The organism is Aeromonas sp. BIGb0445 (genome assembly GCF_024809075.1).
In the GTDB taxonomy this organism is placed as follows: domain Bacteria; phylum Pseudomonadota; class Gammaproteobacteria; order Enterobacterales; family Aeromonadaceae; genus Aeromonas; species Aeromonas rivuli.
Window position 1 is genome coordinate 404,091 of record NZ_JANUES010000001.1, and the last position, 22,421, is coordinate 426,511.

The window sequence follows — 22,421 nt, forward strand, 5'->3', positions numbered from 1 at the left end:
CTCTTGGCCCGCTGTCATGTTGACGCTTGCGCCGTTTGTTTCGTTAACGCAGCGCCGCTTAGTTTCGTTAAAGTCGTGCCGCTTTGTGTCGTTAAATCTGGGGCAGTAGCGCCGCCTGGCAGGGGATGCGGGCGATCTCTCCCCCTTGCAGGCGGAACATGGCATCTTGCGGCAGCGCCTGCTGCCAGAGCGCTTCGTGGCTCAATCCCGCATAGAGGCCACGCAGCATGATGCCCGACAGCCCGTGGGCGACGGCGATGCGCCGGGAACCCAGACTCTGGTCATGGAGCCAGTCGTGGCAGCGCGCCTGCAGGCTGGCCAACCCCTCGCCCTTTGGCGCTTGCAGGTACCAGTCCGGCTCGCCGCTTTCCAGGGCAAAACAGAGGGGGCGGATCTCGTCGAGGCGACGCTCCTCCCACTCCCCCAGGCCCAGCTCCTTGAGCCGCTCATCGACCCGGATCTGCCCATGGCCAAGGCCCAGCTCGTCGCAGACGAGGCGGGCGGTTTGCATGGCCCGTCCCAGCGGGCTGGCATAGAGGGTCCAGGATGCGGGGTCGTCCAGCTGCTGGCGAAGGGTGGCCCCCATGGCGCGGGCTTGTTGTTCCCCCAAGGGGGTGAGGGGGGAGTTGCAGTGGCCCTGCAGTCGTTGCTGGGCATTGAAGCGGGTCTGGCCGTGGCGCAGCAGATAGAGAGTCGGCGTCATCTTGGTCGGGGCTTGGAAAAAGGGAGTCCACGCTAGCCCATCCCTTCATAACTCACAAGGGGATGGGGTAAGCTGGGCGCAGTCTTGAGGGAGAGATAACACCATGCGTATTGCCATGATTGGGTTGGGTGATATCGCCCAGAAGGCCTATTTGCCGCTGCTGGCCAGCGATGAGCGGGTGACGCCGCTGCTCTGCACTCGGAGTCCATCTGTGCTCGACAAGCTGGCCCGCCAGTACCGGATCGCCGAGTGCTTTACCGACGTGGATGCGCTGCTGGGGAGCCGCCCCGACGGGGTGATGATCCATGCCGCCACGGCGGTGCACGGGGATCTGGCCAGACGGAGTCTGCTGGCGGGCATTCCCACCTTCGTCGACAAGCCGCTGTGTGACAGTGCCGCTGAGGTGGAGGCCTTGTGCCAGCTTGCGTTGCAGCAAGATTGCCCGCTGTTTGTGGGTTTCAATCGCCGCTACCTGCCCGCGCTGTCGGCTGGGCGGGCGCAGCCGGTGACCGAGCTGCATTGGCAAAAGCACCGCCATGGCTTGCCCGGTACCCCGCGCCAGTTCCTGTTCGATGATTTCATCCATGTGCTCGACAGCCTCTGCCACTATGGCGGCCTGCCGGATGGCGCCCTGCACCGGGTATTTAGAGCCAGCGAGCAGGACCCGGCCATGCTGGCCGGGGTCAGCGTCAGCTGGCAGAGCGGGCAGGTGGCGGTCAGTGGCAGCATGAACCGCAGCGCCGGGGTCGCGGAGGAGCGCATCAGCCTCTATGGCGACAATCTGTCGCTCCAGGTCGAGAACTGCACCCAGGGCACGCTGGCGCGAGACAAGGTGGTGCAGACCCTGGCCATCGATGACTGGCAACCGGTGCTGGTGCGCCGTGGCTTTGCCGCCATGCTGGATCACTGGTATGAACAAATAGCAGGGGGCAGGGCCGACCAGTCCCTGATCGACAGCTATCTGCGCAGTCATCAGTTGACCGAGCAGCTGGTGACCGAGGCGGAGCAACTGCTGGCGGGCGAGCCGTCTCGCTAACGGGATCCCCCCCTGCCGGTCAATATCAGGCGCTGATGGCCACAACCAGCGCAAAAAAGCAGAGGAGCCATGGCTCCTCTGCTTTTTTATGGGGGGATTTTAGCGTGGGATGAGGTGGGCTTAACCGAAGCGGTAGCTGCCCATATAGAGGCTGCCATAGTCCCAGCTATCATGCAGCCGGGCCGGTTTGTCTGCCCCTGCCGCACCGAGGGCCACGAACAGCGGCCTCAGGTGATCGTCATGGGGGTGGGATTGCACCGCCCCCGGAGCCTGGTCACGATAATCGAGCAGGGCCGCCTTGTCCTGATTGCCCATCTTCTCCTCCAGCCAGTGGGCGAACGCCTGGGCCCAGGCGGGGGGCGGGGAGCCATCGGGGCCGAGCGCCCTCAGATTGTGGGTGATGGCGCCGGAGGCGAGTATGCCAATGCCTTGTTGGCGCAGCGGTGCCAGCGCCTGGCCCAGTTGCCACAACTCGGCCGGACTCATGCCTGCCGGGATGGAGATCTGCACCAGGGGGATCTCGCTGTTGGCATCGAGCAGGGAGAGCGGTGACCAGACCCCGTGATCCAGTTCGCGCAGGACGGGGTTGGCGGTGAGTCCTCCTTGCTGCAAGGTCTCCTGCACGGCCTGTTGCAACCACGCCGGGCTGCTGGCGGGCCAGCGCACGCGGTAGAGGGCATCGGGGAAGCCATGGAAGTCATACATGAGCGCCGGGTTGTGCGCCGAGTTGATCTCCAGCTCGCGGCTGAACCAGTGGGCCGAGATGACGACCAGCCCCTTGAGCGGCCCCAGGCTGAGATCCTTCATGAAACGGGTGGCGGGCTCGTCGCGCAGCACCAGATCCGGTGCGCCGTGGGAGATAAACCAGACAGGGGACATCTTAGTGCTCCATCAGAGGGGGCCTTGGCAGGCGATGAAGTCATTATCCGCCCCCTTTTTGTGGTGAACAATTAGGCTGGATGTGTAATCACTCTTCACTCAGGGTTGATAATTGCTTGGGCAGGCAGGTTGACTGGTGGGGGGAGATCAAGCAGAGAGGGAGGCAATGCCTCCCTCTTTGACAGTGCGCTCATGACGGCGCTCATCATGGGCTGACCGAATTGCGTCAGTCGATGGCGAGCAGTTCCACTTCGAAGATAAGCAGGGAGCCGGGCAGGATCTTGCCGGTGGCGCGGTTGCCGTAGCCCAACCGGGACGGGATGAAGAAGCGGGCCTTCTCACCGACCGTCATCAGCTGTACCCCTTCGGTCCAACCCGGGATCACCTGATTGAGACCAAATTCGATGGGCTCGCCACGGGCAATGGAGCTGTCGAAGACGGTGCCATCGAGCAACTTGCCCTCGTAGTGCACCTTGACCTTGCTGCTGGCGCTGGGGTGCATGCCGCCTTCGCCTTCGGCCAGTACCTGATATTGCAGGCCGGACTCGGTGGTCACTATGCCCGGCTTGGCCTTGTTCTCGGCGAGGAAGAGATCGCCGGCGCGGATATTCTCCTCGGCCAGCTTCTTGTTGTTATTGCTTGAGTAGAAATAGAAGACCGCCAGAGCGATCAGGATGGCGATCAGCACAAATTTCATCACTAAATCCTTGTAAGACAATGAGATGAATATCTTATCCCAGTGGGTCTAACTGGGGTAGCAAAAGGGCGCTAATAGCGCCCTTCCTTGCCGAGTGAATCGACTCAGTTAAGCCCGGGGGCCGGTTATTTTGCCAGGGCCATCATCAGCGCAGGCAGGGCGAAGAAGAGGCCGCCCACATAACCCAGTGCCAGCAACTTGTTCTCGCTGCCGACTCTTGCCAGCCACTCGGCGGCCAGGATGGGCAGTTCGCGCAGGAAGGGCAGCCCATAGATAAGCACCACGGCGAAGACGTTGAACAGCACATGCACCAGGGCGATGGTCAGCGCCAGTTCGGCACCGCTGCCGCCGATGGCGGTGGCCGCCAGCAGGGCCGTGATGGTGGTGCCTATGTTGGCGCCCAGGGTGAAGGGGTAGAGTTGGCGAGTGGTGAACACGCCGCCGCCGGCCAGAGGGATCATCAGGCTGGTGGTGGTGGAAGAGGATTGCACCATGATGGTCACCAGGGTGCCCGAGGCGATACCGGTGAGGGGGCCACGGCCAAGGGCCTTGTGCAGCAGCCCCTTGGCGCGACCGACCAGCACCTTTTGCAACACCTTGCCCAGATAGGTGACCGAGCCCAGGATCAGCAGGATACCGATGGCGATGGTGGCCAGGGCGGGGCCTTTACCGGGCAAGAAGGCGACGGCGGCATCGATGAGCTGCATGGCGGGGGCGGTGAGCGGCTTCATGAAGTCCATGCCTTTCATCGACATGTCGCTCGAGCCGACCAGCAGATGGGCCAGGAACTCGGCACTGTGCTGCAAGACGCCGAAGGCGAGCTCCAGGGGCAGGAAGATGAACACGGCCATCAGGTTGAAGAAGTCATGGACAGTGGCGGCGGCAAAGGCGCGGCGAAACTCGGTTCTGTCGCGGATATGCCCCATGGAGACGATGGTGTTGGTGATGGTGGTGCCGAGGTTGGCACCCATCACCATGGGAATGGCCATGGCCAGCGGCAGGCCACCGGCGACCAGACCGACGATGACCGAGGTCACGGTGCTGGATGATTGCACCAGGGCCGTGGCCAGGATGCCGAGCAGCAGGGCGACGAAGGGGTTATTGGCGAAGGCAAAGATTTCGGCCGCACCCTCGGCGCCGCCGGAGAACAATTTGAAGCCGTGGGAGACGGCACCCACCGCTACCAGTATCAGGTAGACCAGCGCTATGACAGTTATCCAGTGGAACAGCGCACGATGGGAGGAGACGTGCTGCTGTGGCAAGGAGTCAGGGTTGTGCATAAAGCCTCTTGGGACGGCGCTGGCCGTCTGCTGATGAATTTGACCGGCGCATTACAGCAAGGCTTGATGACACTTTTATGACAAAGTGACGTTTTGATGATGATTTGATGACAGCGTGTGCACCGTGGCGCTGTCACCTTCAGAGGAAGGAAAAACGGTCTGCCTATCCCCTTGCCGACGCCTCGGTCAACGGGCGAGTTTGGCCGCAGCCTGGTGTTAGACGTTGACCGACATAAGTGATTGATGTGTCATTAATACTTGTCCTCCCTGCTCAGGCCGTTAGACTAGGCGGTCGTTTTTCAGCTATCGCGAGTCTGTCATGAAGCATTGGTCTCTCTTTCTATTTCCCCTGATCCTGGTCTCCCTCTCCGCTCAGGCTGACGTTCTTCCCTCTGGTTGCAGTGCCGGACAGGTGGCGGTGGGGTCGGCCGTCAATGGCACTACGGGTATCAATAGCCGCTGTTCTGCGGCCAGCGCCAAGCAGCGGGTCGACAATGTTGTGGACAATCCTGCTGACTACGCCAAGCGCAAGGCGGCTCAGGCGACCGGGGTGGATGATGCCTATTACAAGGCGCGCAATACCAAGCAGCGAGTCGAGAATGCGGTGGACGACCCGGCTGACTACGCCAAGCGCAAGGCGGCCCAGGCGACCGGGGTGGATGATGCCTATTACAAGGCGCGCAATACCAAGCAGCGAGTCGAGAATGCGGTGGATGACCCGGCTGACTATGCCAAGCGCAAGGCGGCTCAGGCGACCGGGGTGGATGATGCCTATTACAAGGCGCGCAACACCAGGCAGCGAGTCGAGAATGCCGTGGATAATCCTGGCCGGGCGGCAGCCAGAAGATTGATACGCTAAGCACCGCGCGCTGGGGCAAGCCCTCTGCGCCAGGTTGCGACAACCCAAGACGTCTCGATGAGAGTGGGGCTGGCTCCCTGATAGGGGGCGTGGTGGCCATTGAACCGGGTCTGCTCGGGCCACAGGCTCTCTGGGCCGGGCCTGTCTCACCCTATGACGCCAGTCACCCGCTCAAGGGGGCTGAATGGATGCATCTTGCTCCCTGCACACATCTCCCTACACTGGGAGATATTCATTCGTCATCAAAAGTGAGTTTGTCATGAAAAAACTGCTGCTCTGTCTCTCCCTCTGCCTGATCACCCTGGGTGCCCAGGCGGGTGTCATCAACCCGGATTGTACCCCTGAGAAAGCGGTCAAGGGCGCGGCCATGAAGGCCACCGTCGGGGTGGGCGGGCGTTGCTCCGCCGCCGAAACGGCCAAAGACTCGGTCGGCCTGGATGATAAGAAGGGCGCATTGAACGACGCCAAGGGTTCGGTGGGCGATGCCAAGGGCAAGGTCGAAAATGCCGTCGATGATCCTGCAAAAGCGGCCACCAAGGCATTGATCAAATAAGGCTCGACGCGCCCAGGGGATCACAGCCAGAGCGGCTAACAAAGGGGAGTCCATGACTCTCCTTTTGCTTATCTGGCACTTGGGGGGTGGCTGCGCAGCCGCTGACGGGTGGATTGTGAATGATAAAAGGGGAGCTAATGGCTCCCCTTTTTGCTTGCTGTGAACGGCGTGGCTTATTGCAGCTCGGCCTCTTCGTACTCCCGCAGGGGCGCCTGGGAGAGCTTGATGCGCAGCACCAGGTAGACCAGACCCAGACCAGCCCAGATGAGACCCAGATAGAGGGAGCTCAGCTCCAGGTTGAGCCAGAGCAGGCCTATGGTCGCGGCGCCACACAGGGGCAGCAGCAGGAAGCAGACCGTATCCTTGAGGGTCTTGTTACGCTGCTCGCGCACATAGAACTGGGCGATCACCGACAGGTTGACGAAGGTGAAGGCGACCAGGGCGCCGAAGTTGACCAGCGCCAGGGCGATATCCAGATCGAAGGAGACGGCGGAGAGCGCCAGGGCACCGACCAGCAGCACGTTGATGGCCGGGGTACGCCAGGTGGGATGCACATAGCTGAACACCTTCTCGGGCAGGACGCCATCGCGGCCCATCACGTAGAGGATCCGTGACACGCCAGCGTGGGCCGCCATGCCCGAGGCCAGTACGGCGACCGTGGTGCTGACCAGCACTATGCTCTGGAACAGCTTGCCACCGACGTAGAGGGCTATCTCCGGCAGCACGGCATCGGGCTCCTTGAAGCGGCTGATGTCCGGGAAATAGAGCTGCAGGAAGTAGGAGACCAGCACGAAGATGATGCCGCCGATGAGGGCGGTCAGCAGGATGGCGCGGGGGATCACCTTGCCGGCGTTGGGGGTCTCTTCACTGAGCGAACTCAGGCCATCGAAGCCCAGGAATGAGAAGCAGAGGATGGTGGCGCCGGTAAAGAGCGGCAGCAAGGCGGTGTGCTCCGAATAGAAGGGACGGCTGCTCAGCACACTCCCTTCTCCCTCGCCGAAGTAGACCGCATGGGCCATCAGGGCGAGGAATACCAGTATGATGGCGACCTGCACCAGCACGATCAGGCCATTGAAGTTGGCCACCAGATTGATGCCGCGCAGGTTGAGCAGGGTCATCACGCTCACCAGTCCGAAGATAAAGATCCAGGGTTCGACTCCGGGGAACATGGCGGTCAGGTAAATCTTGGCCAGCAGCATGTTGATCATCGGCATGAAGAGGTAGTCGAGCAGGGACGACCAGCCCACCATGAAGCCCACATAGGGATGGAAGGTCTTCTGGGTGTAGGTGTAGGCCGAGCCGGCGGAGGGATACTTGCGCACCAGATGACCGTAGCTGATGGCGGTGAACAGTATCCCGGCCAGGGCCAGCAGGTAGGAGGTGGCGACGTGGCCGCTGGTGATGTCGGAGACCATGGCGAAGGTGTCGAACACCGCCATGGGGGTCAGGTAGGCGAGGCCGATGACCACGACTTGCCATAATTTGAGGGTTTTTTTGAGGCGAACCGGTGCATCAGACATCAGCGAACCTCCTGCATTGCCGCCAGGGCATGGTCATGGCGAGACGCCAGGGGACTGAACAGACGCACACTCGACAGAGTGGTGCAGAGGTCGTTGGCAATCGCGTTGCCAAGGCTGACTCCGGCGAGCGGAGACGAAGTATAAGAGAGCCCCATCTTGTTCCTCATAGCGGCATAAATCATGGGTGGGTTCGCGCCATCTATGAGTGCGACCCCGGATATCATTTCCGGGAAAAGGCCCGGCCTCGGTTTGGTGGTAAACAACAAAATGAAAATAACCGACTTGGCAACCAAGTCGGTTATTTTAGCGGCGCGAATTTTGCCCCAGATGGACGGGGATGACAACCCATGGCAGCCCGGTGGAGTGCAAATATTTGGTGCAAGTTCAGGGGCTTGTTCTGGGGTAAAGACTCAGCCCGGGCACAGGGCCCGGGCTGAGGTTGCCGGTATCCGCCCTAGGCGAGGGCGGCGGTCAGGGCCCGCTCCAGTTTGTCCAGCCCCTCGTCTACCAGCGTCGGTGCGGCGGTGAGCGGCGCCAGGAAGCGGATGACGTTGGCCCGCACGCCACAGGAGAGCAATACCAGCCCCTGTTTGCCCGCCTCGGCCACCAGACGCTTGGTGAGATCGGCGTCCGGTTGGCGGGCATCGCGGCCCTTGACCAGCTCCATGGCCACCATGGCGCCCGGGCCACGGATATCGCCGATGCAGTCGAAACGCTCGGCAAGCTGGTGCAAGCGGGCCTTGAGCTGCTCGCCCTGGGCCTGGGCGCGCCGATTGAGTTGCTCCTCCTCAATGACGTCGAGCACCGCCAGGGCGGCGGCGCAGGCGATGGGGGAGCCCGCATAGGTGCCCCCCAGGCCACCGGGTTTGGCGGCGTTCATGATAGCCGCCTTGCCGACCACGGCCGAGAGCGGGAAGCCACCCGCCAGGCTCTTGGCCAGGGTCATGATGTCCGGCTCTATGCCGCTGTATTCGGTGGCGAAGGTCTTGCCGGTGCGGCAGAAACCGCTCTGGATCTCGTCGCAGATGAGCACGATACCGTGCTGATCGCAGACGTTGCGCAAACTCTGCATAAAGCTGGGGGAGGCCGGGTAGAAGCCCCCTTCGCCCTGTACCGGCTCGATGATGATGGCCGCGACCCGGGTCGGCTCTATGTCGGCACTGAAGCAGAGATCCAGTGCGGCCAAGGCATCGGCCTCACTCACCCCCAGATAATCGGCGGGGAAGGGCAGGTGATAGACCTCTCCCGGCAGGGGGCCGAACCCTGTCTTGTAGGGCACCACTTTGCCGGTGAGCGCCATGCCCATCATGGTGCGGCCATGGAAGCCCCCCTTGAAGGCGATGGTGCCGCTGCGACCGGTATGGGCGCGGGCTATCTTGATGGCGTTCTCCACCGCCTCGGCGCCGGTGGAGAGAAACAGGGTACGCTTGGGGGTCGATCCCGGTACCAGGGCATTGAGTTTCTCGGCAAGCTCGATGTAGCCGGGGTAGGGGGTAACCTGGAAGCAGGTGTGGCTGAATTTTTCCAGTTGCTCGCGCACGGCGGCCACCACCTTGGGGTGGTTGTGGCCGGTGTTGAGCACGGCGATGCCCGAGGCAAAGTCGATGTAGCGGTTGCCCTCCACATCCCACAGCTCGGCATTCTGGGCCCTGTCGATAAAGACCGGCATCAGGGTGCCCACGCCGTTGACCACGGCGGCTTCGCGGCGCGTTTGCCAGGATTGATTACTCATCTTGATTCTCCCATCAGGGGCAAGCCCCTCACTGTATGTTGATGAGTCGGCAGCCTGGCTGTCGCTCCCCATCCTTAGGTTGTCCATCACAGGGGGCCTGGTTGTCCTGCGCCCCACTATTGGTGAATAAAATATCTATTAATTTGTTTTATTATGCAATGGAGCCGAAGCAGAGATATTTGGTTTCCAGATACTCATCGAGTCCCTCGGCGGCCCCTTCCCGGCCCAGGCCTGACTCCTTGATGCCGCCAAAGGGCGCCAGCTCGGTAGAGATGATCCCTTCGTTGATGCCCACCATGCCGTACTCAAGACGTTCGGCGACCCGCCACACCCGGGCGATGTCACGGCCATAGAAGTAAGCGGCCAGGCCGTAAGGGGTGTCGTTGGCGATGGCGATGGCCTCGGCTTCGGTCTCAAAGCGCACCAAGGGCGCGACGGGGCCGAAGATCTCCTCCTGCAAAATGGGGTTATCGGCCTGGACGTTGGTCAATATGGTCGGGCTGTAGAAGAGGGGGCCGGCAACGTGGATCTTGCCACCGACCAGCACCTGGGCGCCAGCAGCCTGAGCCTGCTCTACCAGGGTGGCGACCTTGTCGGCGGCGGCCTGGTTGATGAGGGGGCCAATCTGGCTGCCTTCACCAAGGCCATCTCCCACCTTGAAGGCGCGAACCGCGGCGGCCAGCTTCTCGGCGAAGGCGTCATAGACGCTGGCCTGCACCAATATGCGGTTGGCGCAGACGCAGGTCTGGCCCGCATTGCGGTATTTGGAGGCGAGGGCCCCGGTCACGGCGGCGTCCAAGTCCGCATCGTCGAACACGATGAAGGGGGCGTTGCCGCCCAGCTCCAGGGAGACGCGCTTCATGGTGTCGGCGCATTGGCGCATCAACAGCTTGCCGATGCGGGTCGAGCCGGTGAAGGAGAGCTTGCGCACCAGGGGGTTGGCACAGAGCTCATCCCCGACGATGGCGGCCTGATGGGAAGTGACTATGTTGATCACCCCGGCCGGAATAGCGGCCTGCTCGGCCAGTGCAGCCAGGGCCAGGGCGCACAGGGGAGTTTCGGCGGCGGGCTTGATGACGATGGTGCAACCGGCGGCCAGGGCCGGGCCTGCCTTGCGGGTGATCATGGCGATGGGGAAGTTCCAGGGGGTGATGGCGGCCACGACCCCGACCGGCTGCTTGATGGTGGCCAGGCGCCTGTCGCCACTGAATCCCGGTATGGTGCGGCCGTAGGCGCGCTTGCCCTCTTCCGCGAACCACTGGATAAAGCTGGCGCCATAGGCGACTTCTCCCTTGGCCTCGGCCAGGGGCTTGCCCTGCTCCCGGGTCATCAGCCGCGCCAGGGCATCCTGGTTCGCCATGATGAGCTCATACCAGCGCATCAGTCTGGCACTGCGCTCCTTGGCGGTGAGTGCCGCCCAGGCAGGCTGAGCAGCATGGGCGGCTTCGATGGCGGCCTGGGTATCGGCACCATCCATGTCCGGCACCCGGGTGATGAGTTCACCCGTGGCCGGGTTGGTCACCTCGAACTGGCGACCGCTGTGGGCCTGGCACCAGCGGCCATCTATATAGGCAAGGGAGTGAGTCAGGGGTTCGAGCTGCGCTGTCAGTGACATGGGGGCCTCGGCGGTAGATTCAGGGCGTTCTGGATGGGATGACATGGCATTATCCGGCACGCTTGCTGTATAGAATAATAAGCACTGGATGACCATAATGGCCGCCACTTTGTTTTTCAAGTGTTAAATGCGGTTGCCCAGGGCGGTGTTGGCGTGCTAGAAGTGGTGTCATTGACAGATTTGCGGTCATGGGTGTGCAAAATAATGAACGGAAGGCGCAATCCGTTCGATGCACAAGCCACCCAGTTCCGCCCCCCGAAAAGGGACCAGGCAAGGCCCCATTTCAGCCATTATTGAGCGCAATCTTGTGAGGAACGAGGGATCATGACCGAACATGTGAAGAGCTACTACGCCGCCAGTGCCAATACCCATGCGCCTTTCCCCAGTCTGGATGAACAGCTTGAGTGCGATGTCTGCATCATAGGGGCCGGCTATACCGGCCTGTCCAGTGCCCTGCATCTGGTGGAGAAGGGCTATTCGGTGGTGGTGCTGGAGGCGGCCAGGGTCGGTTTCGGCGCCAGCGGTCGCAACGGTGGCCAGATAGTCAACTCCTACAGCCGCGACATCGACAACATAGAGGCGAGCTGCCCGCCGGATCAGGCCAGGCTGCTCGGCAGCATGTTGTTTGAGGGGGGCGACATCATTCGCGAGCGCATCAAACGCTACGACATTCAATGTGACTTGCAGCAGGGGGGCGTCTTTGCCGCCGATACCGAGCGTCAGCTGCACGAGCTCAAGGCCCAGCAACTGCGCTGGCGCAAATGGGGCAACGATCAGCTGGAGCTGCTGGATAAAGAGGGGATACGCCAGGTGGTGGGTAGCGATCGCTACGTCGGCGGCCTGCTCGACAAGCGCGGTGGCCATATCCATCCCCTCAATCTGGCGCTGGGGGAGGCCGAGGCCATTCGCAGCCAGGGTGGGCGCATCTTCGAGCAGTCAGCGGTCACCAGCATAGAGCCGGGTCAACCGGCGCTGGTGCGCACCGCCAAGGGGGCGGTCAAGGCACGCTTCGTGGTGGTGGCGGGTAATGCCTATCTGGGGGATCTGGTGCCGGAATTGGCGGGCAAGAGCATGCCCTGTGGCACCCAGGTGGTGACCACCGAGGTGATAGGCGAGGAGCGTGCCCGGCAACTGCTGCCGCAGAACTACTGCATGGAAGATTGCAACTACCTGCTCGACTACTACCGCACCACAGGGGATCACCGCCTGATCTACGGCGGCGGTGTCGTCTATGGCGCCCGGGATCCCGCCGACATCGAACGGCTCATCATCCCCAAGATGCTCAAGACCTTCCCTCAGCTGGCCGACGTCAAAGTGGAATACACCTGGACCGGCAACTTTCTGCTGACCATGTCGCGCCTGCCGCAGTTTGGCCGCATCGGCCCCAACATCTATTACATGCAGGGCTACAGTGGCCACGGCGTCACTTGCACCCATCTGGCGGGCAAGTTGCTCTCCGAGGTGTTGAGCGGCCAGGCGGAGCGCTTCGACGCCTTCGCCAAGCTCCCCCACTACCCCTTCCCGGGCGGCCGTCTGTTCCGCATCCCCTTCACCGCAGCCGGCGCCGCCTGGTACAGCCTGCGGGATCGGTTGGGAGTGTGAGCGATGGCAGTCGTCCAATAACAAGAGACCGCCTGAGGGCGGTCTCTTTCATGCAGTCCTGGTCATTGCGCCAGGCATTTGAGTTGCTGGCCGCTGGGAGGGTTGTGCCAGTCGATGGGGCCGTGGGTGAAACGGTATTGCAGGCGGGGCAGCACGACGTCCAACCATTCATGGCGAAAGTAGTCGTAGCCCTCATCCCAGTCCGGATCATTGGCCCAACCGGTCTGCAGCAGATGGAGGCGGGTGCCCTGGTCTTCGGGCACGAAACGCAGGCTGACCTGGGTCTTCTGCTGGCGCACATGGGGCAGGTGGGGGGGGAAATTCCAGCTGAAACTGAGCAAGTCATGGGGCATGACGGCCATGACCCGGCACCCCTCGCTGCCCCGCTCGCCATGGGGGGCATCGGGGCGGAAGTAGATCTCGAACGGGCCATTGGGTTCGGCCACCATCAGGCACTCCGGGGCGAGAAAGCTGCGTAGCCCGCTCTCCGTCGTCCAGGCGTGCCAGACATCATCTAGGTGGGCAGGAATAAAAATGTTACCTTCAAGTTGCTTGTTATCCATGGTCGGCAAACCTCACACATCCGTAGGCGGGACCCGGGCAGTATAGCCCCTCACCTGTTCAAATTAACAGCAGCTCGCCTGCTTGTGAACCGGATCCTGCCACCCATCTGGGGTAAGCTGATAGCCAATAGAGTGCTCGAACCGGGCCATGCAAGGGAGAGAGGCTGATGATCAGAGCCATGACAGAGGCGGATGTGGCACCATTATCCCGTCTGTTTCAAAAAGGGCGTCGCCAGACGTTTCATTGGGTAGAGCCTTCGCTGTTTGCCCTTGACGATTTTTCCGAACAGATCAGTGGTGAACAGATTTGGGTCGCAGAGCAGGGCGGCACTCCCTGCGGCTTTATCGCCATCTGGGCGCCAGACAGTTTCGTTCATCATCTCTATGTTTCTGCCGATTGGCATGGTCAGGGGGTGGGGCGCGCCTTGCTCGATAAAGCCCTGTCCGAACTGCCCAGACCGGCGTCCCTCAAGGTGGCCATCAATAATACCGCCGCCCTTGCCTTCTATCGGCGTCTCGGCTGGGAGCCGACCGAGGAGACGGGATTATGCGAGGTCACCGGGCCCTGGCGCCGACTCTGCCTCTATTGAGCCATACGGGTCGGTGAGCTCATCGACCATTCATGATCAGTCAAGGCTTCAACAAGGAAGAAGGGCTGCCCTGAGGCAGCCCTTCTCTTATCTTGATGGCGCCAATGAGCTGGCCCCTGGGGGAGCTCAGAGGGTTTCACCGTTGCTCTTTATTACCTCTTGGTACCAATGGAAGCTCTGTTTCTTGCTGCGCGTCTGGCTGCCGCTGCCATCGTCGTGTTTGTCCACATAGATGAAGCCATAGCGTTTGCGGTACTCCCCGGTGGTGAAGGAGACGCAATCGATGCAACCCCAGGGGGTGTAGCCCATCAGCTCGACCCCATCCTCAATCACCGCTTTCTTCATCTGTGCGATGTGGGCGCTGAGGTATTCGATGCGGTAGTCATCTTGTACCTCACCGTTTTCACCCGGCTTGTCCAGGGCGCCGAAGCCGTTCTCGACGATGAACAGTGGCTTGTTGTAGCGCTCGTAGAGAATATTGAGGCTGTAACGCAGGCCGACCGGGTCTATCTGCCAACCCCAGTCCGAAGCCTTGAGGTGCGGGTTGGGCACCCCGCCCTCGAAGCCTGACAGGGCGGTGCCGCTGCCCTGATGGTGGGCACGTACCACATTGCTCATGTAGTAGCTCAGGCCGATGTAGTCGACGCAACCCTCGCGCAGTATCTGTTCGTCACCGGGCTCCATGACTATCTGGTAGCCCTTGCGCTGCCACTCCTTGCGGATATAGCTCGGATAGGCGCCACGGACATGGACATCGCTGAACAAGAAACGCTCGCGCATCGCCTCCTGGGCATACATCACATCGTCCGGATGGCAGGAGTAGGGATAGAGGGGCACCATGGCTATCATGCAGCCGATCTGGAACTCAGGGTTGATCTCGTGGCCAAGTTTGACCACCTGGGCGCTGGCCACAAACTGGTGGTGCAGTACCTGATACATGCACTCTTCCGGGTTCGGTTCCTGGTTGTAGATAACGCCGGAGCAGCAGTAGCCAAACAGGGGAGAACGCCAGTTACGCTGGTTGTTGATCTCGTTGAAGGTCATCCAGTATTTGACCTTGTGCTGATAGCGGCGCAGCACTGTCTCGCTAAAGCGCACGAAGAACTCGACCAGCTTGCGGTGCTTCCAGCCACCGTACTCCTTGACCAGGTGCCAGGGCATCTCGAAATGGGAGAGGGTAATGACGGGCTCTATGCCATGTTTGAGCAGTTCATCGAACAGGTCGTCATAAAATTGCAGGCCCTGCTCGTTGGGAACCAGCTCGTCCCCCTTGGGGAAGATGCGCGACCAGGCGATGGAGGTGCGAAAGCACTTGAAGCCCATTTCGGCCAGCAGGGCTATGTCCTGCTGGTAGTGGTGATAAAAATCCACCGCCTCATGGTTGCCATAGTGATAGCCGGGCAGTATGCCGTCGGTGATGACCCTGTCGACCCCATGGGCGCCACTCGATAGCACGTCCACTATGCTGGGCCCTTTACCGCCCTGATCCCAGGCCCCTTCTACCTGATGGGCCGCGACTGCGCCGCCCCACAGAAAGTCTTTTGGTAATCCTTGCTGTTTCATTGGCTTCTCTCTCATCAAGGCCCGAATAAGGGCATGGCATGGGTGATCCTCGCCGAGCAATCGGTAAGAGCCCCATGATTGGGCGCGGTTCAGGGCGAGGTGTGATGGGCTGATGTTAGCAAAGCAAATAACAAAGTCACGATATAACGAAATAGGTTATTCGTGACTTGTCACAATCAAAAAACAAGTTGTTTTCAGGCCGGAGGATTGGCCGTCAGTCGGCGGCCTATGGTCTCGATGATATAAACAACGGGCACTTGGGTCGTGATATTATGGTTGTGGCCAACCATGAACTGCGGCATGTGGTAGGAGAGATTAAAGTCTGCCAGTTTAGCCAGCGAACAGGTCTCGCTATTAGTAATGCTGATTATTTTACATTTATGGAAACTGAATTTTTGCGCCAACTTCAACATGTCCTGAGTTTCACCAGAGACCGAGAGAATAATGGCGACGGCATTATGAAAGGTGTCGGTGCTAATAGGGTAATAGGGGTCGTCGATATGGTTGCTGAACTTGCCGACGTTGGAGAAGAATCTGGCTCCATATTTGCCGAGGGAGCCCGAGGTGCCGACTCCGACGAACAGGACACGCTCGGCATCCGAGATCAGGGCGGCGGCTTGATCGATCAGGGTCTCGAACTCGGGGTTGTTGATGCTTTTGAAGAAACTCATCAGCTCATTGACCCCGAAGCGGGCAACCGATGCCGTGTCTTGCTCCAAAGAGAGCTTGAAGCGGATCCGAAACTCGGAAAAACCCGTGCAGCCCAGCTTCTTGCAAAAACGCAGTACCGTGGTGGTCGACACCCCGGCCGCCTGTGCCAGCTCACGGATCCGCATGTAGGGGATCTGCTCCCTGTGCTTGATGACATAGTGATACACCATCAGCTCTAGTTCGTTGAAGGTGGAGAGGGAGAGGTGATCGAACATGATGGGAGCCGCCGGGTCGCTATCAGTAGTGCCAGAAAGAGCCATGATGGCAACGATACCACGGCTTGTAAATTGGAACCTGCCCGGATATGAGTACTTTTAGAATGCGGATTGACTTAATGACTATTAACGATGTCATCGACCTAGTATTAAAAAGCATGTTTCAACATGTATGATTTTGGGATGAAATCAATAAACTATAGGTTTATGGCTTGTTGAAAAGCTTTTAAATTAAAAGAAATCATATCAACTTTATTTAAATGTTATTTTAATTCAGAGTGTTTAATAACTGAGGTAGCCATCAGCTTGTTATTTTAATGAAGGTGTTTTCCAGTGGCTGGCAGTCTGATTTTGGGATTTAACAGGCAAGCATCCATGATGGCAGATAGTAAACGAGGCGTTGTTTCCCAAATCGATGCGGTTTGAATGGAACTAACTGAGGGCGTGGCGATCTGATCATCACCATTCCCTTCAAATCTGCATCATGGGCAAGTCGCTTCACCCCATCACCAACTGGTCTCAATACAACAATGCTCTGATTTCTCGTGGCTCTCTCACCTTCTGGGTTGATGCCGCCGCCATGAACAGCTGGTTCCACCACGACCATTACGGGCGACGGGGCCGCAATCAGCTCCACACTGACCAGGCTATATATATCTTATTGATTTTAAATGAAATTTTTAGACTCACTCTGCGAGCAACCCAGGGGCTACTCGACTCTCTGTTCGAACTGATGAATGTGCCGCTGTGCGCCCCGGACTATAGCTGTGTCAGCAAGCGGGCCCGTACAGTGAAGGTGGCCTATCGGCAGCCCTCCAGGGGGCGTATCACCGACCTAGTCATCGACTCGACGGGTCTGAAAGTGTTTGGTGAAGGCGAATGGAAAGCCCGAAAACACAGCGCCGAGAAACGGCGTGTGTGGCGAAAGCTGCATCTGGCGGTAGACCTGGTAACCCACGATATCGTGGCAGCAGAAGTGTCGTTGGAAAATGTCCATGATGCCGAGGTGCTGCCGACCTTGCTCAACCCACTGCGGCGCAAGCTGGGGCGTGTGTATGCGGATGGCGTCTATGACAGCAAAGCCAGCCATCGGCTGATAGTGCACAAAGGGGCGACAGCCTGTATCCCGCCTCGCAAGAACGCAGGGTTATGGGAAAAGGAACATCCGAGAAATGAGGCGGTACTGGTGATGCGCAAGGAAGGGTTGGCGTACTGGAAGAAGATATCAGGGTATCACCGTCGCTCGTTGGCAGAGACGGCGATGTCCCGGTTCAAACAGCTGATGGTGGGAAAAATCAGTCTGCGAAACTACAACGGCCAGGTGGGGAAGTGATGGCGTATGTGAGCGCGATAAACAAACTGAATACCCCGGGTCTGCCTGTCAGAAAGCTCCGTGTGTAGCGGTCACCTGGAGCTGGGGGCGTTGCAACCTGATCGCTGATTTAGGAAACAGCGCAGGTCTGTGCCCAGATGGCCCTCGACCGGCTGGTTGCCCAGTACGGCTCATTGCATCTGCTGGATCGGCTCAATGGCAAACCCATCATCAATTCACCGCCCTAACCCTAACCTACTCATTACCCCCCTTGCATCCGGGTGACCTGAGGCAAGGGGCTTTCATGGAGAAAGCACATGTTCCATCCCACCACTCACTCCTACTTCTCCGGCGCAGGGCTTATGGACGCAGGACTCATATCCGGTGGCCTTCCCTTTGTTTTTGTTATTTTGTTTTTCTTAAGCTGCTGCCAGAATCCTCGACACCAACTGGCTCCAGCTATGGCACTGTGGCAAGATAAGCCCCATTTTATTTTGCTCTGGTCTCCCGATGAAAGAACCCCTGCCCAGTTATGAAGCCATGATGCCAGCGGTGCTCAAAGTATTGGCTGATGGTGCCCCCCGTCCGCTGCGCGAGGTGTTTGAGCTGGTTTGCCAACACTACGCCTTTACCCAAGAGCAACTGGCGGAGACTCTGCCCAGCGGTCGCCAAACCACAGTGAGATCGAGAGTCGGCTGGGCCAAGACCTATCTGGTCAAGGCGGGGTTAATCGAGCAACCCAAGCGGGGCATTTGCCTTATCAGCGAACGGGGTAGGGCGGCGCTGGCATCGGGTCAGGTCATCGATAACCGCTATCTGGTCGGATTCAACGAGTTTGTCGCTTTTACTCAGGTATCCAGTGTGAGTGCGGGTGATACACCACAAACCGTGCCGACCTTGACAGAGCAGCCACAACCCGAGCAAGCCAGCACACCGCAAGAGCTGATTGAGCAGGCGCTGGCTGCCCTAAATAGCTCCCTGGCAGATGATCTGCTGGGTGAGATCCTTGGGCTTTCCCCTCGTTTCTTTGAACAGCTGGTAGTCGATTTAATGGTCGCCATGGGGTATGGCGGCAGTGCTCAAGAAGCCGGTCATACCACCCGCTACAGCAGTGATGGCGGGATCGATGGCATCATCAAGGAAGACAAGCTAGGGCTCGATTCCATCTACCTGCAAGCCAAGCGCTACACCGACAGGACGGTGGGCCGTCCCGAGATCCAGTCCTTCGCCGGGGCGCTCGACCTCTACAAAGCCCGGAAAGGGGTCTTTATCACCACCTCTGGCTTTAGCCGTGAGGCGCAAGACTATGTGGGGCAGATTGAGAAGCGGATTGTGCTGATAGACGGTAATCGTCTCACTGCCCTGATGATTGAACACAACGTGGGTGTCTCCACCCGTCAGGTCTTCGCCATCAAGACCCTGGATTCGGATTACTTTCTGGAAGATTGAACATGGACAAGAGCAATTTCGAGTTTCTCAAAGGCACCAACGACTTCCTCTATGCCATCGCCTGCGCTGCCGAAAACAACTATCCGGATGATCCCAATACCACCCTGGTGAAGATGCGGATCTTCGGCGAAGCAACCGCCAAACACCTTGGCAAGCTGTTGGGGCTGCCCCCAACCGAGAGCCAGCACGACCTGCTAAGAGAGCTCGGCAAGATCAGCTTTGTCGATGACGGCATCATGAGGGTGTTCCATACCCTGCGCCGAACCGGTAACAAGGCGGTCCATGATTATCACAACGACCTTGATGATGCCGCCATGTCCTTGCGACTCGGTTTCCGCTTGGGGGTCTGGTACTACCGCCTGATCAGCAAGCAATATGATTTTTCCGCGTCCATCTTTGTGCTGCCGCAAGGAGAGCGGCACGACTATCACCAGGAGGTGATGGCGCTGAAACAAGAATTGGAGCAGCGCAGCCTAGCCCAGCAACAGACAGCAACCGAGAGCGCAGCCCAGCAACAGCAGCTGATAGCGCTCAATGGCTATATCGCCATCCTCGAAGGCAAGCAACAAGAGACCGAAGCGCAGACGGCTGCGCGCATCGCCGCCCTGGAGGCCCAACTGGCAGCCAGGGAGGCTGAGCTGGAGAAACTGAGCGTTGCCGAACGCACAGTCTACCGCAAGCAGGTCATGGAATTTGCAAGCGCTCGCTCGCTCGATCTGAGCGAAAGCGAGAGTCGCTACCTTATCGATGTCCAGTTGCGCAAGGCAGGCTGGGAGGCCGATACCAAACATCTCAAATTTGCCAACGGCACCCGCCCGCAAGCTGGTCGCAATATGGCCATTGCCGAATGGCCCACGGCTGAAGATGAAACGGGTAAGCGTGGTTTTGCCGACTATGTGTTGTTCGCGGGGCTTGTTCCTGTCGGCATCATTGAAGCCAAGAAGGGCAATATCGACGTGGCGGGCAAGCTCACGGAAGCTTACCGCTACAGCAAATATTTCGATATGGCGCACCTCAAGGAGGAGCTCTATGCATCAGCCACCGATGCGCAGACCCATGTTCAGGTCACCGAGATGCATGCCAGTTACCTGCGCCAGTGGCATGAGCCTGGTAGTCCGGTGAGCTACAAGGTGCCATTTTGCTTCTCGGCCAATGGTCGCGAATATCGCGCCGCCATGAAGAGCAAGAGCGGCATCTGGTATCGGGATGTACGCCACCCGAGCAATATGCCCAGAGCCCTGCCTGAGTGGCATCGCCCCGAAGAGCTGCGGGCCATGCTGGAGAAAGATCCCCAGCGCAACAACCTTTGGTTCGCCAGACACAGCGATATGAGCGAACTGGGGTTGCGCTACTACCAGGAGGAGGCTGTACAAGCCGTCGAACGGGCAATCATCGCCGGTCAGCAAGATATCCTGTTGGCGATGGCGACCGGTACAGGCAAAACCCGTACCGCCATTGCCCTGATGTTTCGTCTGATCCAGTCGCAACGCTTCAGCCGCATCCTGTTTTTGGTCGACAGAACATCCCTCGGCAAACAGGCATTGGGCGCCTTTGAAGATACCCAGATAAACGGTGACACCTTCAACGCTATCTTCAATATCCAGGGGCTGACGGACCGTTTCCCACAAGACAGCACCAAGATCCACGTCGCCACCGTTCAGTCACTGGTCAAGCGCACCCTGCAGAGCGATGAGGTGATGCCGGTTGGCCGCTACGACTGCATCATCATCGACGAAGCACACCGGGGTTACATTCTCGACAAGGAGCAGACCGAGGGCGAGATGGCCTTTCGCAACCAACTCGACTACATCTCGGCCTACCGGCGCATCATCGACCATTTCGATGCGGTCAAGGTGGCGCTCACCGCGACTCCTGCGCTGCACACCATCGATATTTTCGGCGGGCCATCGCGCCAGCCTGTCTATCGCTACAGCTATCGCAAAGCGGTACTCGACGGCTATCTGGTGGATCAGGAGCCGCCCATCCGCATCATCACTCGCCGCAGCCAGGAGGGGGTCTACTTCGCCAAAGGGAGTCAGGTACATCGTCTGAGCAATCAGGGTGAGCTGATTGACGATACCCTCGAAGATGAACAGAACTTCGAGGTGGCCAACTTCAACCGTGAGCTGATCGCCTCCAACTTCAACCGGGTCGTCTGCGAGGAGCTGGTCAATCACCTCGACCCCACCGGCAATCAGAAGACCCTGATCTTCTGCGTCAACAACAACCATGCCGACAACGTGGTCGACGAGCTGCGCACCGCCTTCAAAGCAAAATTTCCGGCGCTGGAACATGATGCCATCATCAAGATCACCGGTGACGCCGACAAGGACGCCAACAAGGTGCAATCGATGATCACCCGCTTCAACAAGGAGCGGCTGCCCAACATAGTGGTCACCGTCGACCTGCTCACCACAGGTATCGACATCCCCAGCATCTGCAATCTGGTCTTTATGCGCAAAGTGCGCAGTCGCATCCTCTATGAGCAGATGAAGGGGCGCGCGACCCGTCTCTGCCCCCAGGTGGGCAAGAGTGCGTTTCGCATCTTCGATGCCGTCGATCTCTACGCCACCCTGGAGCAGGTCGATACCATGCGGCCGGTGGTGGTGCGCCCTGACGTCCCCTTGCAGACCCTGGTCAACGAGATCACCGATTCCGAAACCTATCAGGTGAAAGAGGCCGATGGCCGCAGCTTTGCCGAGCACAGCCACGAGCAGCTGGTGGCCAAGCTGCAGCGCATCAGCAGCCAGGCCAGCTACAACCGCGATCGCTCAAAAGAGGTGGCCGAACAGCTGGCGCGCCTCGATGAACTCTGCCGCGAGTCGGCTGGCTGCGATTTCAACCAGCTGGGCCGCACCTTGCGCAGCAATGGCCCCAGCTGGTCTGCCGAGGTGTTCAACCAGCTACCGACCCTGATCCCGCGCCTCGAGCACCTCAAGCGCACCATCAACGAGCTGCGGGATCTGCCCATCTTCAGCGATATCGATGATGAAGTGATTGAAGTGAGCCGTGCCTATGGCGATCACGACAGTGCAGAGGATTTTCTCGATGCCTTCGACCAGCTGGTCAGCCGCTCCCAAAACGAGCAGGCCGCCATCGACGCCATCATCAACCGCCCGCGCGATCTCACCCGCAGCGCACTGCTGCAACTGCAGGAGTGGTTCGATAAAGAGAACTACAACGATTCGACCCTGCGCGCCGCGTGGAAGGCCGCCAAAAATCAGGATATCGCCGCTCGCCTGGTCGGCCATATTCGCCGTGCCGCCATCGGCGACCCCCTGCAGCCGTTCGAAGAGCGGGTAGACAGGGCGTTGGCCCGCATCAAAGGTCAACACGACTGGAACAGCGAGCAGCTCACCTGGCTCGATCGGCTGGCCGACTCCATCAAGGAGAAGGTGGTACTCGATGATGACACCTTCAAGGTGGGCAACTACCGCCGCCGGGGCGGCAAACCCAAGCTGATGCAGCTCTTTGATGACAAGCTCGATGAACTGCTCGCCGAGTTCAGCCAACTGATCTGGGATAAGCCAGCCTGAAACGGG

At 59.5% G+C, this 22,421-nt stretch carries 18 protein-coding genes and 1 pseudogene; 8 read left to right on the forward strand and 11 right to left on the reverse strand.

What is annotated here, in order from left to right; translation table 11 throughout:
- Positions 1-91: 91 nt before the first annotated feature.
- Positions 92-703, reverse strand: coding sequence for a histidine phosphatase family protein (locus M2367_RS01910; protein WP_259235608.1), 612 nt, complete (start codon positions 701-703; stop codon positions 92-94).
- Between the two features lie 103 nt (positions 704-806).
- On the opposite strand from M2367_RS01910, the gene M2367_RS01915 reads away from it, so the two are divergent.
- Positions 807-1,739: a Gfo/Idh/MocA family protein gene (locus M2367_RS01915; protein ID WP_259235609.1), complete on the forward strand. Its 933-nt coding sequence runs from the start codon at positions 807-809 to the stop codon at positions 1,737-1,739.
- Between the two features lie 120 nt (positions 1,740-1,859).
- On the opposite strand, the gene M2367_RS01920 is transcribed toward M2367_RS01915, so the two are convergent.
- The 3 genes from M2367_RS01920 to M2367_RS01930 form a co-directional block, all read right to left on the reverse strand.
- Complete coding sequence (locus tag M2367_RS01920; protein ID WP_259235610.1) at positions 1,860-2,618, reverse strand: class III extradiol ring-cleavage dioxygenase; 759 nt, start codon at positions 2,616-2,618, stop codon at positions 1,860-1,862.
- A gap of 226 nt (positions 2,619-2,844) precedes the next feature.
- A complete protein-coding gene (locus M2367_RS01925) occupies positions 2,845-3,315 on the reverse strand; it encodes an FKBP-type peptidyl-prolyl cis-trans isomerase (protein WP_042040639.1) in 471 nt (156 codons plus the stop codon).
- Positions 3,316-3,440: 125 nt separating this feature from the next.
- Complete coding sequence (locus M2367_RS01930; RefSeq protein ID WP_042040636.1) at positions 3,441-4,595, reverse strand: Na/Pi symporter; 1,155 nt, start codon at positions 4,593-4,595, stop codon at positions 3,441-3,443.
- A gap of 319 nt (positions 4,596-4,914) precedes the next feature.
- Here M2367_RS01930 and M2367_RS01935 point away from each other — a divergent pair, with 319 nt between their 5' ends.
- Both M2367_RS01935 and M2367_RS01940 read left to right on the forward strand, forming a co-directional pair.
- Positions 4,915-5,454, forward strand: coding sequence for a hypothetical protein (locus tag M2367_RS01935; RefSeq protein WP_259235611.1), 540 nt, complete (start codon positions 4,915-4,917; stop codon positions 5,452-5,454).
- A gap of 259 nt (positions 5,455-5,713) precedes the next feature.
- Positions 5,714-6,007, forward strand: coding sequence for a hypothetical protein (locus M2367_RS01940; protein WP_042040634.1), 294 nt, complete (start codon positions 5,714-5,716; stop codon positions 6,005-6,007).
- A 173-nt stretch (positions 6,008-6,180) separates the two neighbouring features.
- Here M2367_RS01940 and M2367_RS01945 read toward each other — a convergent pair whose 3' ends face one another.
- The 4 genes from M2367_RS01945 to M2367_RS01960 form a co-directional block, all read right to left on the reverse strand.
- Positions 6,181-7,527, reverse strand: coding sequence for an APC family permease (locus M2367_RS01945; RefSeq protein ID WP_042040632.1), 1,347 nt, complete (start codon positions 7,525-7,527; stop codon positions 6,181-6,183).
- A complete protein-coding gene (locus tag M2367_RS01950; RefSeq protein ID WP_157013903.1) occupies positions 7,527-7,682 on the reverse strand; it encodes a hypothetical protein in 156 nt (51 codons plus the stop codon). Before M2367_RS01950 ends, M2367_RS01945 begins: the two co-directional genes overlap by 1 nt.
- A 299-nt stretch (positions 7,683-7,981) precedes the next feature.
- Positions 7,982-9,259, reverse strand: a complete 1,278-nt coding sequence (gene gabT / locus M2367_RS01955; RefSeq protein ID WP_259235612.1) for a 4-aminobutyrate--2-oxoglutarate transaminase — start codon at positions 9,257-9,259, stop codon at positions 7,982-7,984.
- A 151-nt stretch (positions 9,260-9,410) separates the two neighbouring features.
- The gene (locus M2367_RS01960; RefSeq protein WP_259235837.1) at positions 9,411-10,874 is read right to left on the reverse strand and encodes an NAD-dependent succinate-semialdehyde dehydrogenase; all 1,464 of its coding nucleotides are present in this window, start codon (positions 10,872-10,874) and stop codon (positions 9,411-9,413) included.
- Between the two features lie 324 nt (positions 10,875-11,198).
- On the opposite strand from M2367_RS01960, the gene M2367_RS01965 reads away from it, so the two are divergent.
- Entirely contained in the window at positions 11,199-12,476 is a 1,278-nt protein-coding gene (locus M2367_RS01965; RefSeq protein WP_042040628.1) for an FAD-binding oxidoreductase, read from the forward strand.
- Positions 12,477-12,538: 62 nt separating this feature from the next.
- Here M2367_RS01965 and M2367_RS01970 read toward each other — a convergent pair whose 3' ends face one another.
- Positions 12,539-13,039: an SRPBCC domain-containing protein gene (locus tag M2367_RS01970; RefSeq protein ID WP_042040626.1), complete on the reverse strand. Its 501-nt coding sequence runs from the start codon at positions 13,037-13,039 to the stop codon at positions 12,539-12,541.
- Between the two features lie 167 nt (positions 13,040-13,206).
- Between M2367_RS01970 and M2367_RS01975 the strand changes: the two genes are divergently transcribed.
- On the forward strand, positions 13,207-13,629 hold the full coding sequence (locus tag M2367_RS01975; protein WP_224430950.1) for a GNAT family N-acetyltransferase: 423 nt from the start codon (positions 13,207-13,209) through the stop codon (positions 13,627-13,629).
- Between the two features lie 126 nt (positions 13,630-13,755).
- Here the strand turns inward: M2367_RS01975 and M2367_RS01980 are convergent, their stop codons facing one another.
- Entirely contained in the window at positions 13,756-15,192 is a 1,437-nt protein-coding gene (locus M2367_RS01980; RefSeq protein ID WP_259235613.1) for a 6-phospho-beta-glucosidase, read from the reverse strand.
- A gap of 194 nt (positions 15,193-15,386) precedes the next feature.
- Positions 15,387-16,118: a MurR/RpiR family transcriptional regulator gene (locus M2367_RS01985; RefSeq protein ID WP_042040624.1), complete on the reverse strand. Its 732-nt coding sequence runs from the start codon at positions 16,116-16,118 to the stop codon at positions 15,387-15,389.
- Between the two features lie 484 nt (positions 16,119-16,602).
- On the opposite strand from M2367_RS01985, the pseudogene M2367_RS01990 reads away from it, so the two are divergent.
- The 3 genes and pseudogenes from M2367_RS01990 (at position 16,603) to hsdR (ending at position 22,415) form a co-directional block, all read left to right on the forward strand.
- Positions 16,603-17,519: pseudogene (locus M2367_RS01990) on the forward strand (IS5 family transposase).
- A gap of 421 nt (positions 17,520-17,940) precedes the next feature.
- A complete protein-coding gene (locus tag M2367_RS01995; protein WP_259235614.1) occupies positions 17,941-18,879 on the forward strand; it encodes a restriction endonuclease in 939 nt (312 codons plus the stop codon).
- Between the two features lie 2 nt (positions 18,880-18,881).
- Positions 18,882-22,415 (forward strand): type I restriction-modification system endonuclease, encoded by a 3,534-nt coding sequence (gene hsdR, locus M2367_RS02000; RefSeq protein ID WP_259235615.1) that lies wholly within the window; start codon positions 18,882-18,884, stop codon positions 22,413-22,415.
- The last annotated feature ends 6 nt before the right edge of the window (positions 22,416-22,421 follow it).

Bases quoted from the DNA above. Each gene is read 5' to 3' on its own strand.
- gabT (WP_259235612.1), bottom strand. From the start codon at position 9,259: ATGAGTAATCAATCCTGGCAAACGCGCCGCGAAGCCGCCGTGGTCAAC.
- M2367_RS01915 (WP_259235609.1), top strand. From the start codon at position 807: ATGCGTATTGCCATGATTGGGTTGGGTGATATCGCCCAGAAGGCCTAT.
- M2367_RS01980 (WP_259235613.1), bottom strand. From the start codon at position 15,192: ATGAAACAGCAAGGATTACCAAAAGACTTTCTGTGGGGCGGCGCAGTC.
- M2367_RS01965 (WP_042040628.1), top strand. From the start codon at position 11,199: ATGACCGAACATGTGAAGAGCTACTACGCCGCCAGTGCCAATACCCAT.
- M2367_RS01945 (WP_042040632.1), bottom strand. From the start codon at position 7,527: ATGTCTGATGCACCGGTTCGCCTCAAAAAAACCCTCAAATTATGGCAA.
- M2367_RS01995 (WP_259235614.1), top strand. From the start codon at position 17,941: ATGAAAGAACCCCTGCCCAGTTATGAAGCCATGATGCCAGCGGTGCTC.
- M2367_RS01930 (WP_042040636.1), bottom strand. From the start codon at position 4,595: ATGCACAACCCTGACTCCTTGCCACAGCAGCACGTCTCCTCCCATCGT.
- M2367_RS01920 (WP_259235610.1), bottom strand. From the start codon at position 2,618: ATGTCCCCTGTCTGGTTTATCTCCCACGGCGCACCGGATCTGGTGCTG.
- M2367_RS01975 (WP_224430950.1), top strand. From the start codon at position 13,207: ATGATCAGAGCCATGACAGAGGCGGATGTGGCACCATTATCCCGTCTG.
- M2367_RS01935 (WP_259235611.1), top strand. From the start codon at position 4,915: ATGAAGCATTGGTCTCTCTTTCTATTTCCCCTGATCCTGGTCTCCCTC.
- M2367_RS01940 (WP_042040634.1), top strand. From the start codon at position 5,714: ATGAAAAAACTGCTGCTCTGTCTCTCCCTCTGCCTGATCACCCTGGGT.
- M2367_RS01960 (WP_259235837.1), bottom strand. From the start codon at position 10,874: ATGTCACTGACAGCGCAGCTCGAACCCCTGACTCACTCCCTTGCCTAT.
- M2367_RS01970 (WP_042040626.1), bottom strand. From the start codon at position 13,039: ATGGATAACAAGCAACTTGAAGGTAACATTTTTATTCCTGCCCACCTA.
- M2367_RS01910 (WP_259235608.1), bottom strand. From the start codon at position 703: ATGACGCCGACTCTCTATCTGCTGCGCCACGGCCAGACCCGCTTCAAT.
- M2367_RS01925 (WP_042040639.1), bottom strand. From the start codon at position 3,315: ATGAAATTTGTGCTGATCGCCATCCTGATCGCTCTGGCGGTCTTCTAT.
- M2367_RS01950 (WP_157013903.1), bottom strand. From the start codon at position 7,682: ATGGGGCTCTCTTATACTTCGTCTCCGCTCGCCGGAGTCAGCCTTGGC.
- hsdR (WP_259235615.1), top strand. From the start codon at position 18,882: ATGGACAAGAGCAATTTCGAGTTTCTCAAAGGCACCAACGACTTCCTC.
- M2367_RS01985 (WP_042040624.1), bottom strand. From the start codon at position 16,118: ATGTTCGATCACCTCTCCCTCTCCACCTTCAACGAACTAGAGCTGATG.